The sequence below is a fragment of the Chitinophaga sp. G7 BAM 1005 genome (assembly GCF_057126945.1).
Genome location: NZ_CP181478.1, coordinates 1,334,072 through 1,357,199 on the forward strand (window position 1 = coordinate 1,334,072; position 23,128 = coordinate 1,357,199).

Sequence of the window (23,128 nt, forward strand, 5' to 3'; positions counted from 1 at the left end):
ACTTACTTGATAAGTGAAACATAATGCGGCAGCATTTCCCGCCATACCGGCCAATCGTGGATGGTTTGCGGGCGGATATCCAGCCAGTGGGCTATTTTTTTGCCGGCAAGTATACCGGACAACAGTTCGTTTTGTGGCCGGGTTACATCCCTGTCTGCCACGCCCAGTACAATACCCATGCGCCAGAGGTCTGCGTGCTGGTTTTCCGGCACATAATCGGCCGGGTTATTATAGTATACGTTGTCGTCGTAGTGTCCGTCCATGCGGAATTTAATATCAAAGATCCCGCTGAGGCTGAATAAATAAGAAACACGGTCCGGATGCCGGAAGGCGAAGTTGGCGGCGTGATAACCGCCGAAGCTGCAGCCGGCAGCCACTATCCGCTGATGCCCTGTTTCGGTAACAATGCGGGGCAATATTTCTTCCATGAGGAGGTTGTCGTAACAGGTATGATTATACGCTCTTTGTTCCGGGGGAATATTTTTATTATACCAGCTGAGTGCATCAATACTGTCGGGGCAATACACTTTAATTCTTCCTTCTTCAATAAACCAGCGGAGGGCTTCAATCAGGCCAAAGTCCTTGCTTTCATAGTAACGCCCCATAGAGGTGGGGAACAGGAGCAACGGGTACCCGCTATCGCCGTATACCAACATCTCAAATTCCTTTCCCAGGTAGGGAGAATGCCATTTTAAATAGTTTTCGGTCACGGGAAAGTGTTTAGTTAAATTTAAAAAAGATTATTGGTTTATTGGTAAATTGTTCCGGTGCAAATACGTCAACATTATATCAATTCTGTACACCTGGCGCGCAGGGTACAGCTGGATAGCTACTTCACCGGTACATCTCCCCATATACTTTTACTGGTAAATGATGGTCAGGAACTATCCGGGTTATTACCGGCGCTGCCGGCCACCGTGCTGGCAGTGGGCATTTATGCGGATGCCAGCCGGAAAGCCGTTTATGGCACCGCCGGCGTACCGGATTACCTGGGGCAGGGCAATCTGGCTGAAAACTACACCCGCTTCATTGTTACCGAGCTGCTGCCATTCCTGGAACAGCAGTATCCGGATATGCATATTGTGCAGCGCGCCTTTGCAGGCTTTTCCCTGGGAGGCTTATCGGCATTGGATATTGTGTGGCATCACCCGGATCTTTTCCAGCTGGCCGGTGTTTTTTCAGGTTCGTTATGGTGGCGTAGTAAAGCGCTGGGAGCCGGGTACCGGGATGATACTCATCGTATTATGCACCAACTGATCCGTGCAGGCAGCTATCATCCGGGGCAGCAGTTTTTCTTTGAATGCGGTACCGCCGATGAAATGGCCGACAGGAATAATAACGGGGTGATTGACAGTATTGATGATACCCGGGATCTGATAAAGGAGTTATTACAAAAGGGCTACAAACCAGACAAGGATATTTTTTACCTGGAGATTCCAGGTGGCCGGCATGATATGGCCACCTGGAAAACCGCTATGGATATCTTCTTACAATTACCTTTCTTTTATTAATAATTAACGGCAATGCCTATATTAAAGGAGGCGCCTTTTCCTTTGGAATAAAACCCTGGCTGCATAAACCACTGGGCGCGTGCAGGGAAATAATCCTCGTTGAAAAGGTTATCAATACCCAGTGTGAGCAGGGTACGGGGCGCCACTTTATAACTGGCGTTGAAATTCACCAGGTTGTACGCAGATACTTTTCCTTCATTGCCATTGTAAACGCCTTTGGCATTTTTCTCAAAACGGTTCCGGCCATTTACACCCATGTACTGCAGTCTTACTTCCAGCGCCGGCACCGGGCGATAGCCGATGCTGCCGGTTACTTTCGGAGGAGCAATCCTTCTGCCATTCAGGTATACATTATAGCTGCCGCCTGTTTTGGCGGTATCTGCTTTTCCTTCCAGGTAGCTGTAGCTGGCGCTGATATCGAGGTTATGCAGCACCTGGTATTGCAGCGACGCTTCAAAACCATATACACGTTCGGGGGTTCTGCTTACATTGAACAGGTCCGTGTTAGGGTCAAAAATCATATCTGCACCCAGTTTGGAGGTACTGATAAATCCGCTGAGTTCAAAGCGGAGCTTTTTATATTCACTGACAAAACCCAGTTCATAGTTATTCACCAGTACTGCTTCTGTATTGATCTTTTTAATATCATTTACTTTAGCATCGCGCAGCGCTAAACCTATGTCAGACACGGAAAAGCCCTGTGAAAAACTAAAGTAGGGCATGAATACCGGCAGGCGGTTGTAACGGATGCCGGCATTAAATAAAGCAGCCGTATAATCCAGGTCGCCGCCTTTTACCGCGATGCTTGGCGCGCTCGTAGTGCCGTTGGCGTTAGTAAGCTGCAGCGTGGTGTAATCATCCACACTTACACGAACCCTTTCCACGCGCACACCTGCTTTCACGATCAGGTTTTGCCAAAGCGACCATTGTGTTTCCGCAAAGGGGGCATAGTTCAGCATATTCATCTCCGGTACCCATACCCTGCCATCTACCAGCGGCTGCGAGGTAACATTGTTCAACAGGTCGGCGCCGTAGGAGAGCGTACCATTAAAGGCGGATTTGTTCGACAGCGGGGAGTTAAACATCAACCGGAGTCCTTTTTTCTTGTCGATGGTATGCGACTGTCCGTCGCCGCCTTCAAAGCGGCCAAACGACACATAAAAGATATCATCCCTTGATTCATAATATGCATCTGCTGTGAGGGAGGTGCCGCCAATCAGGCTATCTGCCTGGTAGAGGAGATGCAGGGTTTGATTTCCTCTCGGCCCGGTGGCCACGCCGGCGGGCGTACCCAATACACCGGAAGCAGGGATGCCTTTGGCGATATCGCCGTTCACCAGGTTGTAGTGGGAGTTTTGCTGGCTGCGGTAGTAGTTGTACATCAGCTGTATACGCTGCCGGCTGTTTACCTGGTAGCCAACTTTTGCAAAGGCGTTGTAGCTGTCTGTTTCGCCCAGGCTGTAGTTAGGGCCAACCAGCTTGCCTTTTGCGTCTTTAAATTCGCCGGTTTGTTCTGCCACACCGCTCACGATGTAATCGAACTTCCTGTATTTTCCCTGTAATACCTGGTTTAAACGGCCGCCCACACTGTTTTTGATGCTGGTGAGTGAGCCGGTGGCATTGATCATCGTTTTACCGGATAATATTTTATCTTCTTTGGGCGTAACCGTGATATAGTTGATCAGCCCGCCGGTAGCGCCGTTGCCATAGATGGCGGTAGCGCCTTTCAGCACATCCACCCTTTCCAGAACGGAGGGGTCAATGGAGCGCATATCCACTTCCCCGTTGCGGAGCGGGGTGGATTGCGGAACACCGTCGATCATGATGAGTACGGAGCGGCCACGGAGGGATTGTCCTACGTTACTGTTGGTTTGCGTACCGGGCGCCAGGCCAGGTACTTCCCGTGCGAGGATATCCGTTACATCAGTATTTACAGTCATATCGTTTTCCAGTGTTTTCCGGGTGATAACGGTTACGGAAGAAGGAACGTTATCCAGTGTTACCGGCTTGCGGCTGGCAGATACCACAATTTCTCCCAGTGCTCTTGGTTCGCCGATGGTATCTTTTTTATGGTTGGTAGTATTTTTTTGTTGTGCCATCAGAGGTGCGGTTATTCCGCAGCCGGAGAGTAGCAGGAGACATAATTTTTTGTGTAGCATGTGGTGTATGGCGGTGTGTTGCCGTTTAATTTGCGTATTGGCCGAATTTATTACGGGGGTGAAATTAGGTAAAAGGATGGCCATTGATTTACGCAATCGGGAAAAATTTGGGGATAGGAGTGGTTTTAATCTTCCGGGCTATTGGCGGGCTTCAATAAAAAAGGGCTGACCATCTGGCCAGCCCTCTCTTTATAAATTAACCCCTGCTTTCTTAGAAGCTGTAGCGAAGACCAAGTTGGCCTCTCCAGCGTGCAGTAAAGTTGTTGATATAGTATGGTTTTTCATCGCCAAAACCATTTACTTCTCTTCTTCTGTCATATTGAAAAACTGCTGCACCTGAGGTAGCATCATATTTTCTGAATGTGAGTGGAGTAGAAGCGTTGTTGGAGATAAAGTAAGTTCTGCCCCAATCCTGGTTCAGCAGGTTGCCTACGTTCAGGATGTCGAAAGTGATTTCCACTTTATGGCCTTTGTAAATAGGCAGTACCTGTGCTATTTTAAAGTCAAAGATGTTTTCGAACGGAGTGCGGCTCGCATTTTTCTTCGCATTTTCACCACGGTGTTTGCTCAGGTAGCTGTCGTTGCTGATGAGGCGTTCCAGGTCAGCTCTCTGCTCATCCGGTGTGCGGGTGTAGATCACATTACCTTTGGAATCCCTCTGAGAGATCAGGTCGAAGCTCATGGTAGCTACTTCCGTTGCTTTTGGAATGTAGATCAGGTCATTATTACCGCTGGAGTTCAGGTCATCACCGGTAGGATCAACGGTGTTGAAATATACCCATGAGTAAGGAACACCGGATTGACCGTTATAGAACAGGGTTACGGTAGTACGGAATTTATCTTCTTTACCATATTTAAAGGTTTTGGAAGCCACTGCCAGTACACGGCTGCCCATGCTGTAGTTAGAGCGGGCCATTTCCAGGTTATTCAGACCGTTGATGTTTGGTCCAAAACGCCAGTTGGAACCGGCAGTAGAAGAGGTACCATCATTTACAGAATAAGAATCGCCGTAAGAATAGCCAACTTTCAGGAACAGGCCATTACTTGTTTGCTTGGTCAGTTCACCGGAGATGTTATAAGTATAACCTTCGCTGGTGTTTTTCAGCAGGAGGATCTGGTTACCCCAGTTTTTGTTTTTCTTTGCCCAGGTTGGTCTTTTAACACCACCGCCTAAAGAAACGCTGTCGCCGGTAGGAACAACGTTCAGGTTTTCCCAGATCGCATTGTTGAGTGTTTTGGTGAAGTTACCTTCAATAGTAGCACTCATTCCCCACGGCAGTCTTCTTTCTACAGCCAGGTTAGTTTTAAACATCTGCGGGAATTTGAAATCCTTGTCAGACAGGTTAATGTTGGAAGGGCTGCTTCCCACGTTAGCACCCATTGCTGAAAGGTTGGCGGCAGAATACTGTCCGTAAAAAGGACTGTTGCCGTCGTAGTTGAAACGGAAACTACTTGGTAAACCTGAACCGCTCAAACTTACGTTGGTATATACGTTACCGGTATTTCCGTATTGGTTGGAAATCCATACAAATGGTACACGGCCTGTAAAAATACCAACACCACCGCGGATAGTAGTCATCCCGTCGTTGGTTACATCCCAGTTAAATCCAATGCGCGGAGCAATCAGCGGTCTTGATTTTGGAATAGTGGTAGTGGAATATCCTGCAAAGCTCGGGTCTTTGGAGAATGCTACGTTGTCCGGAGGTGTGGTTGGGAAGATAGGAATGTCTATTCTCACGCCGTACGTCAGGGTGAAATTTTTCCTGATATTCCATTCGTCCTGTGCATAAATACCGATCTGTGCTGCTTTGAAGCCAATACCATCCCGGAGGGTAGAATCTGCGGTGTTATAGTTGATCTGGTATTGTCTTGGTTTCAGGTTATTGATAAATCCGCTGATGGAATCATAAGTGTAAGAACCAAAAGCGCCCTGGATGAAGGTATTTTTGATCTTATAGATTTCAGCATTGGCGCCTACGGTAATAGTATGTTTACCTTTATACATGGTCAGGTTATCGGTAATTGTCCAGATACTCTGATCCAATGCATTGGCAGTAGAAGAAAACTCGCTACCCAGGTTAATGGTACGTCCGTTATCATTAATGGTAACGGTAGGGAAAGGTTGACCCAGGGAAGTTCTTCTGTCTTTTACATTATTATAACCGATTCTCAGTTCATTACTCAGCCTGTTAGAGAAGTTGGAGTTCAACTCAATAACGCTGGAGTTACTTTTTGAAGGGAATTTATAATAGTTGTTTGCAAAAGCAGCGGAGCTGTTGGACCGGCTGTAGATCAAATCACTTGCATTCAGGTAGTTATGACGTACAGTCAGTTTATGTATAGCGTTGATGTTCCAGTCGATACGTCCAAAGAGTGTAGTCGCTGGTTTATCACGTTCCTGGTCCGTATAACTTCCCAGATCTACTTTATATTTATTCTGAACGAAGTCGTAGATACTTTTCAGTTCATCGGTAGTTACGTTGGAAGATCCGGTTGCAGGGTTAAAATCCACCGGGTTATTCCTGACAGATCTCTCTGCATTTACAAAGAAGAACAATTTATTCTTGATAATTGGTCCACCGAGTGAGGCGCCAAAAATCTTATTGGTGAAATTGCCGTAGTCGGCCCGGGTAGAATCCGGGGCTTTACCAACTAAAGACTGGCCCTGGTAGTAGAAGTACGCTGCGCCATGAAAATCGTTGGTTCCGCTTTTGGTAATGGCGTTGATACCACCGCCTGTAAAACCGCTCTGTTTAACGTCGTAGGGATTCAGTACAATTTGTAACTGATCAATAGTTTCTATGGAGATAGGGTTGGCTCCTGCCTGGCCACCGTTGGTACCGGAAGCAGATAAGCCGAATACGTCGTTAGTTACAGCGCCGTCAACCGCGAATTGGTTGTACTTGTTACTCTGGCCGCCAAAAGAGATACCCATAGGCGAACCATCTTTACCATTGGTAGATACAGATGCCTGTGGGCTCAGTCTTACGAAGTCCTGTACGCTTCTGTTAACCGTAGGCAGGTTATCAAGCTGGGTACGGGAAACGTTCAATGCAGTACCGCCGTTTCCTTTGGCGATAGCCCTGCTGGCAGTAATGCTTACTTCTTTCAGGCTGGTAGAGCCTTCAGCAAGCGTTACATTTAACTTCAGCGGTTCCCCGAGCTTCAGGAAAATGTCGTTATAGGTTTCAGTTCCATAGCTGATAAATGAAACCTCCACCTTGTAAGGTCCGCCAACACGAACGTTAGGGATGGTAAATTCACCACTGCCGCGGGTAGTGGTGCCATAAATTGTTCCAGTAGGTGTGTGGGTGGCTTTTACAGTGGCCCCAATCAGGCCCTGGCCTTTGGAATCGGTTACAACACCGGTTATGCTGCTGGTAGTTACCTGCGCATAGGTTACAAACACGGTGAGCAACAATGAGAATGTAAAGAGTAGTTTTTTAAACCCCATAAAGCAAAGAAGTTGTTGTTTCAGACGCAAAGTTGAACAATTTTCCCGTGAAAATTTTAACGCGGAATTAACAAATTGTTAAGTACACTGTGGATATCTCAAGTGGCCTATCAAAATTTGAATGGCATCTAGCCATAACCTTCTTAATAAATAGTTTTTTCAAGAATTTCCCCGAGAATTACGATTTCTCAAATATGAGATATTAATAATGAGAGAAATCTGCTACCACAGTGAACCATATCGGGTTTCAGGTGTATAAACCCGTTATTAAATTGGTATTCATTGTTATGTGTTAAAATTATGCTGTATAATCAGCCTTTTTCCAATGGTTTTCCTGTAGAATCGCACTTACTTCCATCGGCAACTTTTCACAGCTATATGTCGTAACTTTGCGCAATTCAACATTACTGACCCGGAGGGAATAATATATGTTAGATACAATAGAAGCAGCAATAGAAGATATAAAAAACGGTAAACTGGTGATCGTGGTAGATGACGAGGACCGTGAAAATGAAGGTGATTTTATCACGGCAGCACGCAATGTAACACCCGAAATCATCAACTTTATGAGTACCCACGGCCGTGGGCTCATCTGCGCACCACTCGTAGAAGAGCGCTGCGAAGAACTGGGACTGGACCTCATGGTCCGCGATAATACTGCCCTGCACCAAACCCCTTTCACCGTTTCGGTCGACTTGCTCGGACACGGTTGCACTACCGGCATATCTGCACACGACAGGGCCAAAACAGTACAGGCGCTCATTGACCCCACCACCAAACCGGAACATTTGGGGAAACCAGGCCATATATTTCCGCTGAAAGCCAAAACCGGCGGCGTTTTACGCCGTTCAGGCCACACGGAAGCCACTATCGACCTGGCCCGCCTCGCAGGGTTTGAACCTGCCGGGGTACTGGTGGAAATTATGAATGAAGACGGATCTATGGCCCGCCTGCCGGAACTCCGCGAAATAGCCACCAGGTTCAACCTTAAACTCATTTCCATAAAAGACCTGATCGCCTACCTCCTCAGCACTGAAACACTGATAGAAGAAGGCGTGAAAGTGCAGATGCCCACCAAGTACGGCAACTTTGAACTCATCGCCTTTAAACAAATCAACTCCGGTGAAATTCACATGGCATTGAAAAAAGGCGACTGGAAAAAAGGTGAACCGGTACTGGTAAGGGTCCACTCATCCTGCGTAACAGGGGATATCCTCCACTCGCTGCGTTGCGACTGTGGAGAACAACTGCACGCCGCCATGCAAATGGTGGAAAAAGAAGGGAAAGGCCTTATATTATATATGAACCAGGAAGGAAGAGGCATCGGTTTGATGAACAAACTGAAAGCCTATAAGCTGCAGGAAGAAGGTATGGACACCGTAGAAGCCAACCTGGAACTGGGCTTTAAAATGGATGAACGCGATTACGGCGTAGGCGCACAGATCCTCCGCCACCTCGGTATCTGCAAACTCCGCCTCATCACCAACAACCCCCGCAAACGCGCCGGTTTAAGTGGTTACGGCCTGGAAGTTGTTGAAAATGTGCCCATAGAAATTAATCCAAATCCGCACAACGAGAATTATCTTAAAACAAAGCGCGACAAATTAGGACATGATATCCTAAAAGGATAAAAAGGATAAACCGACAGTCATCATTGGGAACGCGTATAGTAAGGAATGAACCCATTCCTGCAAAGTAAACCACACCGGGGAGTAACACTGTTTAACAGCAGCTGTTGCTCCCTTTGTTGTTTTATTCAATGTTAGTAGTATCTGTTTTAACCCTGGAAGAATCTTCCTGCTCCTGCTTCAGCATGGCGGCACGGCGGAGGGAATCCAGTAATGGCGTAGGCCTGCGCCGCCTGTCATTAAACAGCTCGCTGAAGCGGTTGTATTCCCTGATATAGGAAATACCCACGCCGGATTTTGTACGGTTGTTGAGGTTATACACGTCGTAATCCGTTTTGCTGAAAGCATTGATACGGAAACGGCCATCCGGCGTAAGCAGGTATTCAATGCGGAAGTCGCCGGCAAAACGGTTGGTATTGGCGGAAGTAGCCGTTTTACCCCAGTCGTAATCACCACCGGCATATAAACGGAAACGGTTATTAAACAAATTGCTCGTAATCCCGGCACTCACCTGGTTACGGTCTACGGAGGAGTTGTCCTGTGGCCCGCCCACATTGTACGCGCGGTAGTTCACATTCACCCCGATACCACTGCCTTTCAGCAACACCCCGGTAATGTTATTGAGAATGGCCTGCGCCTGGGCGGATAAGGCTTGTCCCACACTGTTTTTACCGGTAATACCCACATTGGCAGCGGCGGTAGTAGTGGCATCATCCGGCAGGAACTGGTTGGAAAACAGCAACCCCCACACCTGGAACAACGCCTTGTTCTGGTCATTGTTGATCTCTTTCAGATGGGCGGCCACCCCGCTTTCATATGCCAGGCTGCCCACTTCAGGCAATTCAATGGAGTAAGTAATATCCGGTTTCAGCAGGGCGCCACGCAGGTTGATCAGCACATCCACTTTTTCGGTGCGCGTAGCCAGCTTATCGGTGCTCACATTGGTACCCTGGCCCACCAGGTTATACAGGCTTACTTTTGGCAGGGAGTACTTCGCCATAATGTTTACCCGCGCTTCCGACGGATCGCCGTTCCAGGTAATGGTGCTGTTCTTTTCTATGTCAAACTTCCAGCTGGTGAGCCGCTGGAAATTGAAGTTATAGGAACCGTTATTGATTTCATAGTTGCCAAACATGGTGAAATCACCTTCTGTATTCACCGTAATCTGCAGGTTGCCGGTACCATTGGCGGAAATAATATCACCGGTGGTGGCGTCGAGGATCACATCGATCTGCGCATCAGGATTGGCGGCGATATCCAGTTTAACAGTGAGCTTGGTATTGTCTTTTTTCTTCTTCTTTTCAACGATCTCGGTACCATAGCTTTTGAATGTGATGTAATCGTACTTCCCGATATCCTTGCTGTCGGACATAGGGAGATAGAAGTGGGTGCCCTTAATCGGACGGGCCAGGATGTGCATCTGCATATCGTTCAGCGGACCGGAGAAGTATACTTTACCATCAGCCAGCACATCTCCGTAAAACAGGTCATTATCAGTAGCGCTGGTATTCAGGAACAGGAATCCGCGGCCGGTAACATCAAAGTCGAAGTTGAGCTTGTCGAAATGATCATGACTGATATACCCGCTGGCAGTGCCTTTGGTATTGTATTTATCTACCAGCGTAAAGTTGCCGAATTCAATCAGGTTGTCATCTATATTCACATTCAGTTTCGGAATGCGGTAGTGGGTGCCCAGGTAATCCACGGTAACACCCACGGTATCGAGGGTGAGCGCGCCTTTAACGGAAGGCACGCGTGTGGTGCCGCTTACATTCAAGGTGCCCGTTACCGCGCCGGTGAGATTGGACACATAGCCCGCGAGGTATTTATTCAACAGGCTCACAGAGGTGCCATTGAGCTTCACGCTGGCATCAATCCCATTGTTGGAGGCCGTCAATCCCACTTTACCCTGCGCCAGGAAAGCCTTTCCTTCGTTATCAGATTGTATATTAAAAGTGGCGTCACCGGTAAGGTGATGATAGGTGCCATCTATATTTAAAATGCCGATGGAGTCATTGTCGATACGCAGCTCCCGTGTTCTCAGCGCTGTATTGATGTCGAGGTTTGCGGTGGGATCTGCAATATTAATGGTACCATCTGTAATACCCTCTACCCGTGTGGAAATCAGCTGGGAAGGAATTACATCTGCCAGGTTCAGGTTTTTAAGTGTAACGATGAATTTTGATTCATCGGGATTATACTCATTGGTTTCTACGGTAATGCTCTGGTCATTGCGGGTAACCCGGAGATTTTTTACCGTGAGAAAATGTTTGCTCCAGTATATTTCGTTGCCGGGGGTAACATTCCATTGCCGTTCATTTACGGTGAAGGCGCTGTTGAGGAAATTGATCTTCAGCCCATCCGCTACCGTAATGATCCGTGCATAGAAGCCATCCAGGGAAGAGGTGTCTTCTGCCGCCAGGTCCACTTTTACAAATGAGGTGTCATGTCCTGAACTGGCCAGTATCACCGGGTTTTCGAGGATCACATTTTTACCGGATAATACTTTGCCTATGCTCGCACTGAGGTTAACCTTATTAAAGTTGCCATCTCCCTTAACCTGTAACTCCTGTACATGATACCCCAGGTAGCCGGCTTCCGGTACCTGGATGTTTAAGGCCAGGTTGCCGCCATTCATGGTATTGAGGGCGCCGGTTACAGTTGCGTGGTCGAACCCGGAAAACTGTTTGGTAAAGCCACTCAGCAGTTTATCCACTTCACCGAGATTAATTGCGTAGGTGAAGTTCTGATTGATGACGGCATTTTGCGGCGCACTGAAATAGCTGGGATAATATTTATACAGCAGCAGGTGAAAAGCATCCGGCAGCTGGAGGAAACTGTATTGTCCTTTTACAAAGCCGTCGATTTCACTACCGGTAAATTCGAGCAGCTTCTGGTTATCCACCATGTGCGACGATACATACAGGGAATCAAATTCCAGGCGGCGGTTGTCTTTAAAGGCAGATACATCGTACATCCGCGCAGTACCGTCGAAGTTGTCGATGTTGCTGCCCACAAAGTTCAGCTCCAGTTTGGCCTGCAGTGTTACGGAATCTTCTGTGATATGCAGGGCTTTCAGATCTCCCTTACGGATTTCTGAATTGAATTTAAATTCCGGCAGGGCGGCATTAAAATCAATGGTCCCGGCAAAGTCCATATCCAGGTTCGGATCATTGGCCGTGAGTGAGCCACTAAAGAATTTGCGGCTCATTTCCCCCTTTGTTTTGATGTTCCGGTAATTGTATCCAAACAGGGATATTTCCTGCACATCGCCATCTATACTGGCTTTCAGCGTTTTAAAGTTAAAGCCTGCACCGTCTACTTTGGCATCGAGAGAGATGGTAGACAGGTTGGCATTATTAAAAAGGCTGCCAATATCAAAGTTGGTGGCTTTTAAACTCCCGGAGTAAACGGGGATATCGCGGCTGGTTTTAAAGTTAAGATCGGAGTTCAGCTTACCCAGATTGGTCTGGAACTGGCCATAGGCCACAAAGTCGTTGATGAACCCGGTATAGCTTCCCTGGAAACGGATGGAAGAAAGGCGGTCGATGCGCACCGTGCTCACAATATCTTTTACTATGGGCATGATCTGCATCACGTCATTACCGGTGGTAATTAGTTCTTCTGTATGAAAATCGATAAATGTTTCATAGATATCCGGCAGTCCGCGCATTTCCAGGCTCCCTTTAAGACGGGTGGTAGTACCGGCGGTGAGGTCTATTTCAGAGGCTTTCAGGTTGCTGACAGGGCCCCTGGCTTTACCGCTCAGCGTAATTTCTTTTTTCCAGGTGGAAAGGGGCGGCGCAAAAAAGGCAATATCGTCTGAAGATAGTTTACAGTTTTTGAACCGGGCCTGCATGAACACATCATTGATATAATCACTCATATCGCTGATGTCGCTGTATTGCATGGTGTAGTAGTCGCCGATATGACTGCGGTTGGTTTCGAGGTCGAGCTGCGAAAACTCCATTTCCACCGGCGACATTTTAAACCGGCTGGTTAGTTTTTTCACTTCAAAGCCGCTGCGTTCTCTGGTGCGCAGGGTAAGATCCCCGATCACGCTGTCTTTTACCAGGCTGGTATTGGTGAGCGACAGATTGATTTCATTGAAGCGGATATGATTCGGCGCAAAATAGCCGGGTTCAATTTTCGTGCTGTCGTCGGGGTTATCCACGCCGAAGATGCCGTTTTTGATATTGAGTTCTTTCACGATCAGCTTCCAGTTAGCATTATTCCAACGCAGCTGCTGCAGTTGCCCGGTATCGGGTACGGGGTGATCCGGACTGGGTTTCCGGCGGCGCCGCAGGGGAGAGGCCGCGTAACTGCTGATAATGAAATTGGGATCGGTGAGCGTGAGTTCCTGTATATCGATATTATGTTTCTGTAGATCCAGGTTTTTTGCGTCGAGATAAATACGTTTGGCAGATGCCCGCATATCTTCACCCACCCAGGCATCCACCTGGTTGAGCCGGATGTTTTTGAGATCGATCTTTTTCAGGTCAAGGGAAATACCGCCGGAAGGCTGGCGGCTGGTATCGGGTTTGGAGGAGCCAAATGCTTCTTCGAGGAAATGATAGTTCCATACGGAATCCTTGCGGGTACGCAGCAGGTTCACCTGTGCATTTTCCAGCCCGATGAATTTGATAATGGGCTTGTCCTGGAAAAAGAACCAGTCGGTAATGCGTACCTGTAGCTTGCCTGCGTAGAGCAGCGTGTCTTTGTGCTGGTCTTCAATAAGTGCGCCTTCCAGCTGCATACTGTTGAACAGCCGGAAACTCACGTAGTCTATTTCCACGCGGGTTTTAAGCTGCTGCGACAAACGGCTGGTCACTTCATGCACAAGGAAGTTCTGCACCACGGGGATGTTTACCAGTATTCCGATCAGAATGACAAGGCCTAACAAACACAGTAACACGACAGATAATATTTTCCGTACTTTTTTCAGGCGGCAAAGTTTATCCGGCAAAAATAATTAATAGTTGGCAGTCAATGCCATTTAGCAGATAAATAAGATGGATTTCCGGTTTAACCGGTAAAGTATGCTGACCAGTGATTTCGTATATAGGTGCCAGTGAGTGTGTACCGGTCCGTTGTACATCCGGAAAAGCAGCCTGGTAAGTTTATCATAAAATTGTCGGACCTTCTTTTTCATTGTGGTATTATATTCTTATTTGATAATGGTATTTTATCTTATAAAGATGAAGGAATAAACGCATCTATCTTCTTTAAATCTAATTATCAATACTTTAGATAGATATATAGCTGTTTTCCATTGCGTGAAAATTTCCGTCATAATAGTGTCAGTAATTTTTTACGGCCTATTAGGAAAACTTTAACATTTCTAAATTTCCTTCCAGAACAATGAAAGTACGAGTGAGCAATTAATGAACAATGTAGCATTTCAGTGAACAAACATTTAAGTAACCAAATTCATTCAGCCAAATTATAGCATACCAGCAACAATTGTAATTCACCCGTTCCAATAACAGTAACAACGATTATTTCACCAGTGAACAAATTTCCGTAAACATTCAGTCAACCAGTCTGATAATTCCAGAATAATTCAATAAACCAGAATCTATGCACAAAAAGTTGCTACTACTAGCGCTAATGGGATTCCTGTGCCTGCACGCATGGGCCCAGGAGCGAAAAATTTCAGGTACTGTTACAGATGATAAAGGAGGGGTATTACCCGGCGTATCTGTAAAAGAAGTAGGTACCAATAATGGAGCGGCCACCACTCCCGAAGGCCAGTTTACGCTTACCCTGAAAGGCAATTCCAACAAACTTTCTATTTCATTTATAGGTTTTGAAACGCAAACAGTGGTGTTGTCGGGGAAAGCATCTTATTCCATTTCGCTGAAACCGGATGCCAAAAGTCTGAAAGATGTGGTGGTGATCGGCTACCAGGAAGTACGGCGTAAAACGGTAACAGCAGCGGTTTCCAGCGTGAAAGGCAAGGACATCGAAAACCTGCCTTCTCCCAGCTTCGACCAGCTGCTGCAAGGCCGTGCGGCCGGCCTGAACGTGCAGAACTTCACCGGTGAACCAGGCGTAAGAGGCTCCTTCGTGGTAAGGGGAAATACCTCTATCAGCCGCGATGCCAGCGCCGCCCGCACCCTCAGCTCTCCGCTGTTTGTGATCGACGACATCCCGGTTTCACTGGATGATGCCGCCGCATTTGACAACACCGGTACCAACTACATTGCCGGGCTGAATCCCAACGATATTGAATCGATCGACATCCTCAAAGATGCATCGGCAGCAGCCATTTACGGCTCCCGCGGCGCTAACGGCGTGGTAATCGTGAAAACCAAACGCGGTAAACAAGGCAAACCACAGGTGAACTTTTCCACCTACGCCGGTATGATCCAGAAACCAAAGTTTGAAACTGTATATGGCGGCGCAGAAGAAAGATGGTTCAAAATGGACTACCTGCAAAAGTACCTTACGGATCAGCAGAAAGTGAACGGTATCCCTATGATGCTGACAGATAGCCTGAACCCCGCTTTCAGCGGAGCGGTCGACTGGCAGGATCTCTTCTACCAGAATGGTATCATCCAGAACTACGACCTGTCTGTTTCCGGCGCATCAGAAACCACCAACTACCGCGTGAGCGGCAACTATTACAATGAAGATGGAACGATCCGTGGTACCGGCTTTAAACGTTATACCATTTCCGCCGCAATGGGCGTGAAAATGTCGTCCCGCCTGAGTGTTTCCTCGCTGTTCCGTTTGAGCCGTGGCGACAGATCCCGCGGCCGTGGCGTGTTCCCCGGAGAAAATACCATCCCGTTAGTAGGAGGCCAGTATCTTTCTTCCCTGTTCAATATCTCGGATATTGACCGCAAAAACTTTACCGGCGACCTGGAATCGGGTCGTGATAAAAACATCAATGATGATATCACTGCCAGTCTTACCGTAAACTACGATATCACTAAAAAGCTGAAATTTGCTTCCATCGGATCTATCCAGTCCAGCATCAATACCCGCGATATTTTCCGTCCCGGAGAATTGAACACCGCCGGGTTATCTTATGCACAAAGTGGTAAATCGCGCTTTGAAAATGTCAACCTCGATAACACACTGAGCTATACTTCCGATGTCATCAATAAAGACCATCACTTAAACGTGCTGCTGGGTAACACCATCAACAATATCCGGAATGAATTTACCGGTATCGGCAGCGGCGCGCTCAGCAACGATAACGTGAAAGTGGTACAGGGCTATAACCTCAGTTACCTGATGTACAGAGACGCATATGGCAACCTCGTTTCCGGGTCCGACTACCAGTCGTCAGGCATGCTGTCCTTTTTCTCCCGTGTGAATTATAACTATAAAGAAAAATACCTGTTGTCATTTGCCTATCGTGCAGATGCTTCTTCCCGTTTTGGCCGTAACAGCAGATGGGGCTATTTCCCCTCTGTATCAGGCGGCTGGAATCTTTCAGACGAACCATTTATGGCCCCTTTCAAAAGGTGGGTGGAATATTTCAAGATCCGCGGAAGCTATGGTGTAACAGGAAGTTTACCAAAACAATATTACCTCCAGTATAATACTTACAGCATCAACCAGGGTACCTACGGCGGATCTACCGGCGGCACCTACAACGGCGTGAATGCCGTAACGCCCAACTTCTCAGATGGGGTGGCGCAGGACGGATTAACCTGGGAGCAGGCTATCCAATCCAATATCGGGGTGGATGCAAGTTTCTTTGGCGGAAGATTGAATGTAACCGCCGACGCGTTTAACAGGGGTACTTCCAAGCTGTTGTTTAACCTGCTGCTGCCTTCTACCTCAGGGTATGATAAAGTAAATACCAACGCAGTAGATGTACGCAACACCGGCGTGGAATTCACGGTACAGGGTCGTATCACACCGCCCACCAGCAAGTTCCAGTGGAGTTCTACCCTGATATTATCTTTCATCAAAAACCAGATTGTTAAATTACCCAATGGCAACCGCGATCTGATAGTACCGGACAACAACACCGGTATGACTTATGTACTCACCAAAGGACGCGCTATCAATGAATTTTACCTGATCAGAAACAAAGGCGTTTACGCCAGTGAAAAAGATATTCCGTTTAACCCTTACACCGGTGAAAAGCTCACCTACTGGGGCGGTAACCATACCGTGCAGGCAGGCGACTTTATCTGGGAAGATCAAAACGGCGACTACGATGTTTGGGACTGGAATGATAAGGTACGCAGTGGTAATCCAAACCCGGCCGTTACCGGTGGTTTCACCAACGTGTTTTCTTACGGCCCCTGGAGCATGCAGGTATATATGACGTTTACCCTTAAACGTGATATCTATAACAAATACATGTCCGACAGGCTTACCGGCTTAACCAACAACTATGCTACTATTGCGGCTATAGATCCTTCTACTATCGACAGCTGGCATCAGGAAGGCGATAACAGCAAGTATTCAGAAGTGATTCCTTACAGCCAGCAATATTATTACCAGTTCCTTCCTTTTTCTTCTGCGTTTGTAGAAAATGGTTCCTACCTGCGTATTAAATACCTGAACCTTGCTTACCAGTTCAGTCCTAAGTTCCTGGAACGTGCAAAGCTGGGCAAACTCCAGATCTATGGTGTGGTAGACAATGTAAAGATGTTCCAGAAATCAAGCGTTCCGGATGCGGAAGCAGTGGATGAAAAAGGTACTTACACCGGTGGCGGCTACCCGATACCCCGTAAGTTCACCCTCGGTGTAAATGTTGGTTTTTAATTTTTAAAAAGAAAAAGATATGAATTGTCTGAAAAATATATTCACGGTAATAGCTGCAGGACTGCTGTTGTCGCCTTTCGTGTCCTGTAAGAAGCTGCTGGATCAGGAGCCGATCAATTCTCCCTATAACTCCGTTTTCTGGCAAAACCAGCGGGATGCAGAACAGGGTGTAGCCGGCGGCTATGCGTTATTGCGCAGGGCATTAACTTCCAATACGGACTGGGACCAGAACATGTCGCATTTTTCATATGGCTCCTTACCTGCGTATGAATTTTCTGACTATAACGTGTACGATGTAAGGGCCCTGGTGAAAGGAGGAGATGGTATGAATACCGCCGATTTCCTGGGGGCTTACCTGGATAAGTATCACGACTGGTCGCCCTACTATAAGGTGATCGCGCAAACGAATATTATGTTGCATAATATTCCCAATATTCCCGATGCACAGTTTACTGATCAGGCCACCCGTACCCGTAACCGTTTCCTCGGAGAAGCCTATTTTCTGCGCGCTTTCAGTTATTTCTACATGGTGCGTATCTGGGGCGATGTGCCGCTGGTGATGAAGTATGATCCTAATCCCGTGGGGGCAGAGAATATTCCAAGAACCAATGAGAAAATCATCCTGGACACCTGTATTGCTGATCTTAAAAAAGCCATCAGCCTGTTGCCGTGGGAATATAAAAGCGGCAGCGAAAGAGCAGTAAGAGCCAACAAGGGCGCTGCATTTGGCTTACTGGCGCACGCCTACATGTGGAGAAACTTCCTGAACAAAGGACAGGTGGTATCCGACATAACCAATGCCATTGCCGCTATTGATTCTGTTGAACAAAGCGGTCAGTACCAGTTACTCGCAGCCGAAATGTATCCAAAGATCTTCCACGGAAAATCAATGGAGGGCGTATTCGAAATCAATATGCAGGTAGCGGATGGCGAACAGCAGGTAGAAAAAGGATTTTATTACAACATCCTGAAAACGCCTTTTATCAGTAATAAAGATGGTAAGGTAGATGCACCGAATATTGACCTGATCAATATGCTGTATGATGAAGCCGGTACCGATGTACGCCGCCATTATTACTTCACCAACCTGGATGCGTTTGGCCAGTACGATGTGATGATCTGCAAGTTTGCAGGCCCCAACCGGGAAAACATTAACTACCGCAATCCCGGCAACTTCACCGATGCTGCTGTAGATGCCAACATCATCCTGATGCGGTATGCCGACCTGCTGCTGTTGCGTGCAGAAGCCCGCGCCGACCAGGGAAATGTAGGCGCCGCACTGCAGGACATCAACAGGGTAAGGGCCCGCTCGCATGCGGAACCCATTCTGCCCGAAGACGTGACCGACATTAAAGAAGAAGCATTCCTGGAACGCTCCCGTGAATTATATGCAGAAGGACAACGTTGGTACGACCTGGTACGCACCGGCATGCTCATGAATGGCAACGTGAACGCTGCTCCCGGCTTCCCGCAGGACCGCTTTAATGCCGGTGGCTGGAAATGGCCGGTAGGACGCATGTTATTCCTCAATAACAGCGTGCTCACACAAAATGAATACTGGCTGGGTAAAGTGAAATAGCATCTTGAAATTTTAAAAGTACTGACATGAACAAACTAAAAATATTTACTACAAAAGCAGGTTGGGGCATCTTACTGATCACCCTGTTGTTCGCTGCCTGTAAGAAAGACGATCATTTCCTGGGCGGCAGCCCTACCAATGATCACACAGATCTTACTACCTACGAGTACCTGAAAGCAAATCCTAATTTCGATACGCTGATCCTGCTGATAGACAAGGCCGGCCTGAAAGAAACAATCAATAGCGATGTTACTTTTGTAGCGCCTACGGATTACTCTATCAAGCAATTCCTCGCGGTACGGACAAAGCTGTTGCAGACTGAGGAGAACGATGAAAATATCCAGTATACCATCGATAGCCTGAAAGCGCCTGAACTGCGCGACTCCCTGCTGGCGTATGTTTTCACCGGTAAAATTGTACGTGCCGATCTATCGCTGGAATCGCAGGTGTATAAAAATAAAGTGAACGAAGACTTCGCTTTCAAGCTGATTAAAAGTGACGGTTATGACGACATTTTCTCGGCAGGCGTAAGGTTTATGGCGTTAACAAAAGTGATTAATGGCCTCGATCCGGACCCACGCCCGGATGACTATCCGGAAGAAGACAGGGATATGCAGTATACCCTGCAAACAACCGGTATCATTACCAAAACAGGTGTATTGCATGTACTGCAAAATAACCATGTGTTCTATTGGAAATAGTCGTCACCATTAAACTTAAAAGTATGTTGCATAAATATAAAGGGATAAAATTGCTCACATCCGCTGTTCTGCTCGGACTACTGATTGCCGGATGTAAAAAAATTGAAGAAGGCTTTCTGAGCGACGGCCTGTACGTACCGGATACCCCGATAAAAGTACAGCGGGGCAACGCTTTCCAGAAAACAAACGCTATCCTTGCAGATGGCACCACCCAGCCAATGACCGTGAAGCTGCTGGATATCAGGAGAGCCGATAACAAAAAGCATGCGGACGAATTTTATAAAGAATACCCCGTTTACGTATATACGGCAGCGGTAGATCCTGCCAAAGACACTACCATAGAGCTGGTGAATAAAAAGCGGGAACTGAAAAAGATGCAGCCCTATGTATTCCTGACCAGTGGTCAGTTCGTATTTAACGGCGCCACCGATAGCTTACCACTGGATGTTACGTATGAATATGATGTGGAAGTATCCAATGTGGCCGGCTCCAAAGTGTATAAGAATATTGGTACACTCACTACTATCGATCCGCCATTGGTTACCGAAACAACCGCCAACTGTAACTTCTTCCCGGATGATGGGTCCTCCACCGTACCAATGGGCGCACCGGTAATGACAATTACCAGGGTCAGTGAAAGCGGCGCTTCTGTTATCCTGAAAATAACAGATAAAGATGGTAAGCCTTTCAATCCTAAAAAAGGAGAGATCATTAAACGCGGCGACCGTCCTATTTTTGAGAACTACGCCAGGTTCCATCCGATTGAATATACGGATACAGCCATGATCTGTAACTTTGAGATCGCACCGTTTCCATTGAGCCGCTACTCCAATGGCGGTGTCAACTGGAACTACCTGATGTATTACCGTATTCCATCTGCTTTTGTATCAGTAGATAAAAATGTGTCCAGCAAGATAGGCAGTGTGAATCCGCTGTTCGCCTTCCGGCTGATGAAAGCAGGAACATATGTAGTGGAACTGAGAATGCCTAAAACAGTAAAGGTTACGCCATAAGAAGCGTAGTAAAACATACAAAAAAACGGGGTGGTATCAAAAGTAAGGATGCAACCCCGTTTTTATTTGGTATTTCCGCTGATCAGGCTTATTTTTGAGGTGTGTATAAAACATTGATATCCAATACCTTCCTTTTTGCAGTTGGCAGAAGCAGCACGGCGAAACCCTGTGCAAGGCATTGACCCCCAATATCTTACCGATCAAGTCCACCTCACCTCCACGTCACCTCCACATTAAGTCCATGTCATAGGCATGTCCTAAGTATCTCCAAAGCATGTGAAAGGCAACTGCAAAGCATGGACTATCTATCTTCAGATACTTTATGCTTTTGTGATACCAAACTCCCCGAGGAACCGGTGTAGTGTTGTCATATCTTCCTGGAGATGCAGTGCCGACACCACGGCCCTGTTTATCACCGGGCTATGCGGCTGCGGATAAGGAAAGCTGGAAATGATCACGTCCCTGTCCAGCAGGTATTGCACCAATGCCTCGCCTGGTGGCAGAATAAACATGGGCAGGCCATGCGGATTATGCACAGCAGTATTGGCGGTAAGATGAAGGAGATAAGCAATATTTTGCTGTAACGACCGGTGCATTTTGGCCACCAGTTCACTTGATTGCAGCCAGGCGTAGGCATGAGCCGGCATCATAGGTGTGCTGGCGGAAAAAACAGGCAGCTTTTTGATCGCCATGATATCTGCTGCATGGCCTGCAACAACCCCGCCGGAAACGCTGTACGCCTTTGCCAGTGAAGCGGAGAGCAAGTATCTTACAAAAGGTGTTTGCGGTAAAAAATGGATGGCCCCCTGCCCGGCAGGGCCTAATATACCGATCCCGTGGGAATCGTCTGCCAGCACCAATACCTTACGCTGCAGTTCCTGCAACCAGTGAAAAGGGTGGATGGCGCCGGTAAGCGGGTTCACGGTGTCGGTGATAATCACAAAGTGATGATCCGGGCCTGTATTTACTTTTTCGATGGTTTGGGCGATCCATTCTTCACGGCTTATGGCCGGCAACTCCGGTTGCTGATGCCATAGCGACGGATGTGCGTCTGGTGCATACAGGGGCTGTTTGCCGTTGACGGCGTATTGCGCCGCCGCCTGTGATGCCTGGTACCCGGAGGAAAAAACGGCGGCCGACTGTTGCTGTAAATGAGTACTCAGCGCATGTTCTATTTCTTCGTATATGGATAAACGTAAGTTGGCGGCCCTGGAAGAAGGAAACAAGGCGCCGTACCTTTCAATCCCCTGCGTAAGCAGGTGTTTGAAGGCAGGCAACTGGTGCAGCCCCAGGTAGGCAAACCCCGAAAAGAACAGGCAGCTGCGGCCCTCCTGTGTTACTGTTCTTCCGGGTGTATAATCTGTATGCAACATAGCTGTTAATCTTTCTTAGTACATAAGATAAACTGGAAATCGGTAGAAGTTACCTGCATGTCGAAATAATCTTCGGTGAGCCTGGTAACGGTCACCAGGTTTTCTACTTTGCGGTCGCCGTTCTTTGCGGTAACAGAAATCATGGCGCCATTGCTGAGGATAAAGTATTTACCGGTGTCCGACCGGCCGGCAATGGTAGCCACAAAAACATTGTTATCCAGGAACTGGTAATAAGCATCCCGGTAATAACCTTTTTTAAGATCCTGCGCCTGTATGTATTGTGTGTTGCTGATGGGCGACTCCGGTGGAATTTTCACATCATATACCCGCCACTTTTTATTCATCAGCAGTTCATTGTTCTTTTTACCCTGACAGGCGGTGAGCACGGGTAACACCGCGATAGCGGTAAGGAGGTGACGTATTTTCATGAATGATCAGTTCCCTGTTTTTTCTTTATTGTAAGCTGCAGATCCACCTTTGGGGATGGACAGGCTTTCCCATTTGTCTTTCAGGATCATTTTCCCGATGTATACGATTTGTCCCACATGGTAAGGCACATGCGCCAGCTGCCGGTTAATGGCATCAATCACGATGTGAGGTTCGTTACGGATAAACACGGTCCTGTCCAGGTCTGTTTCCTGGAGGCTGCGGATGGCCAGGAGCATACAGTTCCAGCCCTCGTCCCAAAGTTGCAGGAGCTGTTTGTGGGTAAGATCGTTTCCCTCAAATTCCAGGTCGCGGTTACGGCCGGGCTTCTCTCCATCGGTGGTGAGGAAGTCGGTCCAGCGCGACAGCATATTGCCATGCAGGTGTTTTATGATCTGGGCAATGCTGTTCGGCTCCCCGTCCGGTTGCCAGTTCAACTGGTCTTTATTGAGCCGCCCGATGGTTTTAAGACCCAGATCCCGGTGTATTTCCAGCCGTTTTAGTACGCTTTGTAAATAGATAGACTGAATAGACATGTCAATATTTTT

The 23,128-nt window shown here is 47.5% G+C and carries 13 protein-coding genes; 6 read left to right on the plus strand and 7 right to left on the minus strand.

The window, feature by feature from the left end; translation table 11 throughout:
- Nucleotides 1-2 precede the first annotated feature (2 nt).
- A complete protein-coding gene (locus tag ACMXI2_RS05370) occupies nt 3-710 on the minus strand; it encodes an esterase family protein (RefSeq protein ID WP_483780671.1) in 708 nt (235 codons plus the stop codon).
- 57 nt (nt 711-767) lie between these two features.
- Here ACMXI2_RS05370 and ACMXI2_RS05375 point away from each other — a divergent pair, with 57 nt between their 5' ends.
- The gene (locus tag ACMXI2_RS05375) at nt 768-1,511 is read left to right on the plus strand and encodes an alpha/beta hydrolase (protein ID WP_483780672.1); all 744 of its coding nucleotides are present in this window, start codon (nt 768-770) and stop codon (nt 1,509-1,511) included.
- Here ACMXI2_RS05375 and ACMXI2_RS05380 read toward each other — a convergent pair.
- On the minus strand, nt 1,508-3,610 hold the full coding sequence (locus ACMXI2_RS05380; protein WP_483780673.1) for a TonB-dependent receptor: 2,103 nt from the start codon (nt 3,608-3,610) through the stop codon (nt 1,508-1,510). The two genes, ACMXI2_RS05375 and ACMXI2_RS05380, sit on opposite strands and share 4 nt — an antisense overlap.
- Nucleotides 3,611-3,881: 271 nt before the next feature.
- Nucleotides 3,882-7,154, minus strand: coding sequence for a TonB-dependent receptor (locus ACMXI2_RS05385; protein ID WP_483780674.1), 3,273 nt, complete (start codon nt 7,152-7,154; stop codon nt 3,882-3,884).
- A gap of 398 nt (nt 7,155-7,552) precedes the next feature.
- Between ACMXI2_RS05385 and ACMXI2_RS05390 the strand changes: the two genes are divergently transcribed.
- On the plus strand, nt 7,553-8,755 hold the full coding sequence (locus ACMXI2_RS05390) for a bifunctional 3,4-dihydroxy-2-butanone-4-phosphate synthase/GTP cyclohydrolase II (RefSeq protein WP_483780675.1): 1,203 nt from the start codon (nt 7,553-7,555) through the stop codon (nt 8,753-8,755).
- Between the two features lie 121 nt (nt 8,756-8,876).
- On the opposite strand, the gene ACMXI2_RS05395 is transcribed toward ACMXI2_RS05390, so the two are convergent.
- Nucleotides 8,877-13,667, minus strand: a complete 4,791-nt coding sequence (locus ACMXI2_RS05395) for a translocation/assembly module TamB domain-containing protein (RefSeq protein ID WP_483780676.1) — start codon at nt 13,665-13,667, stop codon at nt 8,877-8,879.
- Nucleotides 13,668-14,332: 665 nt separating this feature from the next.
- Here ACMXI2_RS05395 and ACMXI2_RS05400 point away from each other — a divergent pair.
- The 4 genes from ACMXI2_RS05400 to ACMXI2_RS05415 are packed head-to-tail and all read left to right on the plus strand — an operon-like array spanning nt 14,333 to nt 20,781.
- Nucleotides 14,333-17,488 (plus strand): SusC/RagA family TonB-linked outer membrane protein, encoded by a 3,156-nt coding sequence (locus ACMXI2_RS05400; protein ID WP_483780677.1) that lies wholly within the window; start codon nt 14,333-14,335, stop codon nt 17,486-17,488.
- Nucleotides 17,489-17,507: 19 nt separating this feature from the next.
- Entirely contained in the window at nt 17,508-19,067 is a 1,560-nt protein-coding gene (locus tag ACMXI2_RS05405) for a RagB/SusD family nutrient uptake outer membrane protein (protein ID WP_483780678.1), read from the plus strand.
- 26 nt (nt 19,068-19,093) lie between these two features.
- The gene (locus ACMXI2_RS05410) at nt 19,094-19,768 is read left to right on the plus strand and encodes a hypothetical protein (protein ID WP_483780679.1); all 675 of its coding nucleotides are present in this window, start codon (nt 19,094-19,096) and stop codon (nt 19,766-19,768) included.
- Between the two features lie 23 nt (nt 19,769-19,791).
- A complete protein-coding gene (locus tag ACMXI2_RS05415; protein ID WP_483780680.1) occupies nt 19,792-20,781 on the plus strand; it encodes a DUF5007 domain-containing protein in 990 nt (329 codons plus the stop codon).
- 320 nt (nt 20,782-21,101) lie between these two features.
- Here ACMXI2_RS05415 and ACMXI2_RS05420 read toward each other — a convergent pair whose 3' ends face one another.
- From ACMXI2_RS05420 to ACMXI2_RS05430, 3 genes are read right to left on the minus strand one after another with little or no spacing between them, the layout of a single operon-like run.
- Nucleotides 21,102-22,154, minus strand: coding sequence for an aminotransferase class I/II-fold pyridoxal phosphate-dependent enzyme (locus ACMXI2_RS05420; protein WP_483780681.1), 1,053 nt, complete (start codon nt 22,152-22,154; stop codon nt 21,102-21,104).
- Between the two features lie 5 nt (nt 22,155-22,159).
- Nucleotides 22,160-22,582 (minus strand): hypothetical protein, encoded by a 423-nt coding sequence (locus ACMXI2_RS05425; protein WP_483780682.1) that lies wholly within the window; start codon nt 22,580-22,582, stop codon nt 22,160-22,162.
- Between the two features lie 6 nt (nt 22,583-22,588).
- Nucleotides 22,589-23,116 carry a DUF1572 family protein gene (locus tag ACMXI2_RS05430; RefSeq protein WP_483780683.1) on the minus strand — a complete coding sequence of 176 codons (528 nt, stop codon included), beginning with the start codon at nt 23,114-23,116 and terminating at the stop codon, nt 22,589-22,591.
- Nucleotides 23,117-23,128: the final 12 nt, after the last annotated feature.

Coding starts and splice junctions, on each gene's coding strand:
- ACMXI2_RS05380 (WP_483780673.1), bottom strand. CDS start 3,610: ATGGCACAACAAAAAAATACTACCAACCATAAAAAAGATACCATCGGC.
- ACMXI2_RS05390 (WP_483780675.1), top strand. CDS start 7,553: ATGTTAGATACAATAGAAGCAGCAATAGAAGATATAAAAAACGGTAAA.
- ACMXI2_RS05400 (WP_483780677.1), top strand. CDS start 14,333: ATGCACAAAAAGTTGCTACTACTAGCGCTAATGGGATTCCTGTGCCTG.
- ACMXI2_RS05405 (WP_483780678.1), top strand. CDS start 17,508: ATGAATTGTCTGAAAAATATATTCACGGTAATAGCTGCAGGACTGCTG.
- ACMXI2_RS05410 (WP_483780679.1), top strand. CDS start 19,094: ATGAACAAACTAAAAATATTTACTACAAAAGCAGGTTGGGGCATCTTA.
- ACMXI2_RS05415 (WP_483780680.1), top strand. CDS start 19,792: ATGTTGCATAAATATAAAGGGATAAAATTGCTCACATCCGCTGTTCTG.
- ACMXI2_RS05420 (WP_483780681.1), bottom strand. CDS start 22,154: ATGTTGCATACAGATTATACACCCGGAAGAACAGTAACACAGGAGGGC.
- ACMXI2_RS05425 (WP_483780682.1), bottom strand. CDS start 22,582: ATGAAAATACGTCACCTCCTTACCGCTATCGCGGTGTTACCCGTGCTC.
- ACMXI2_RS05430 (WP_483780683.1), bottom strand. CDS start 23,116: ATGTCTATTCAGTCTATCTATTTACAAAGCGTACTAAAACGGCTGGAA.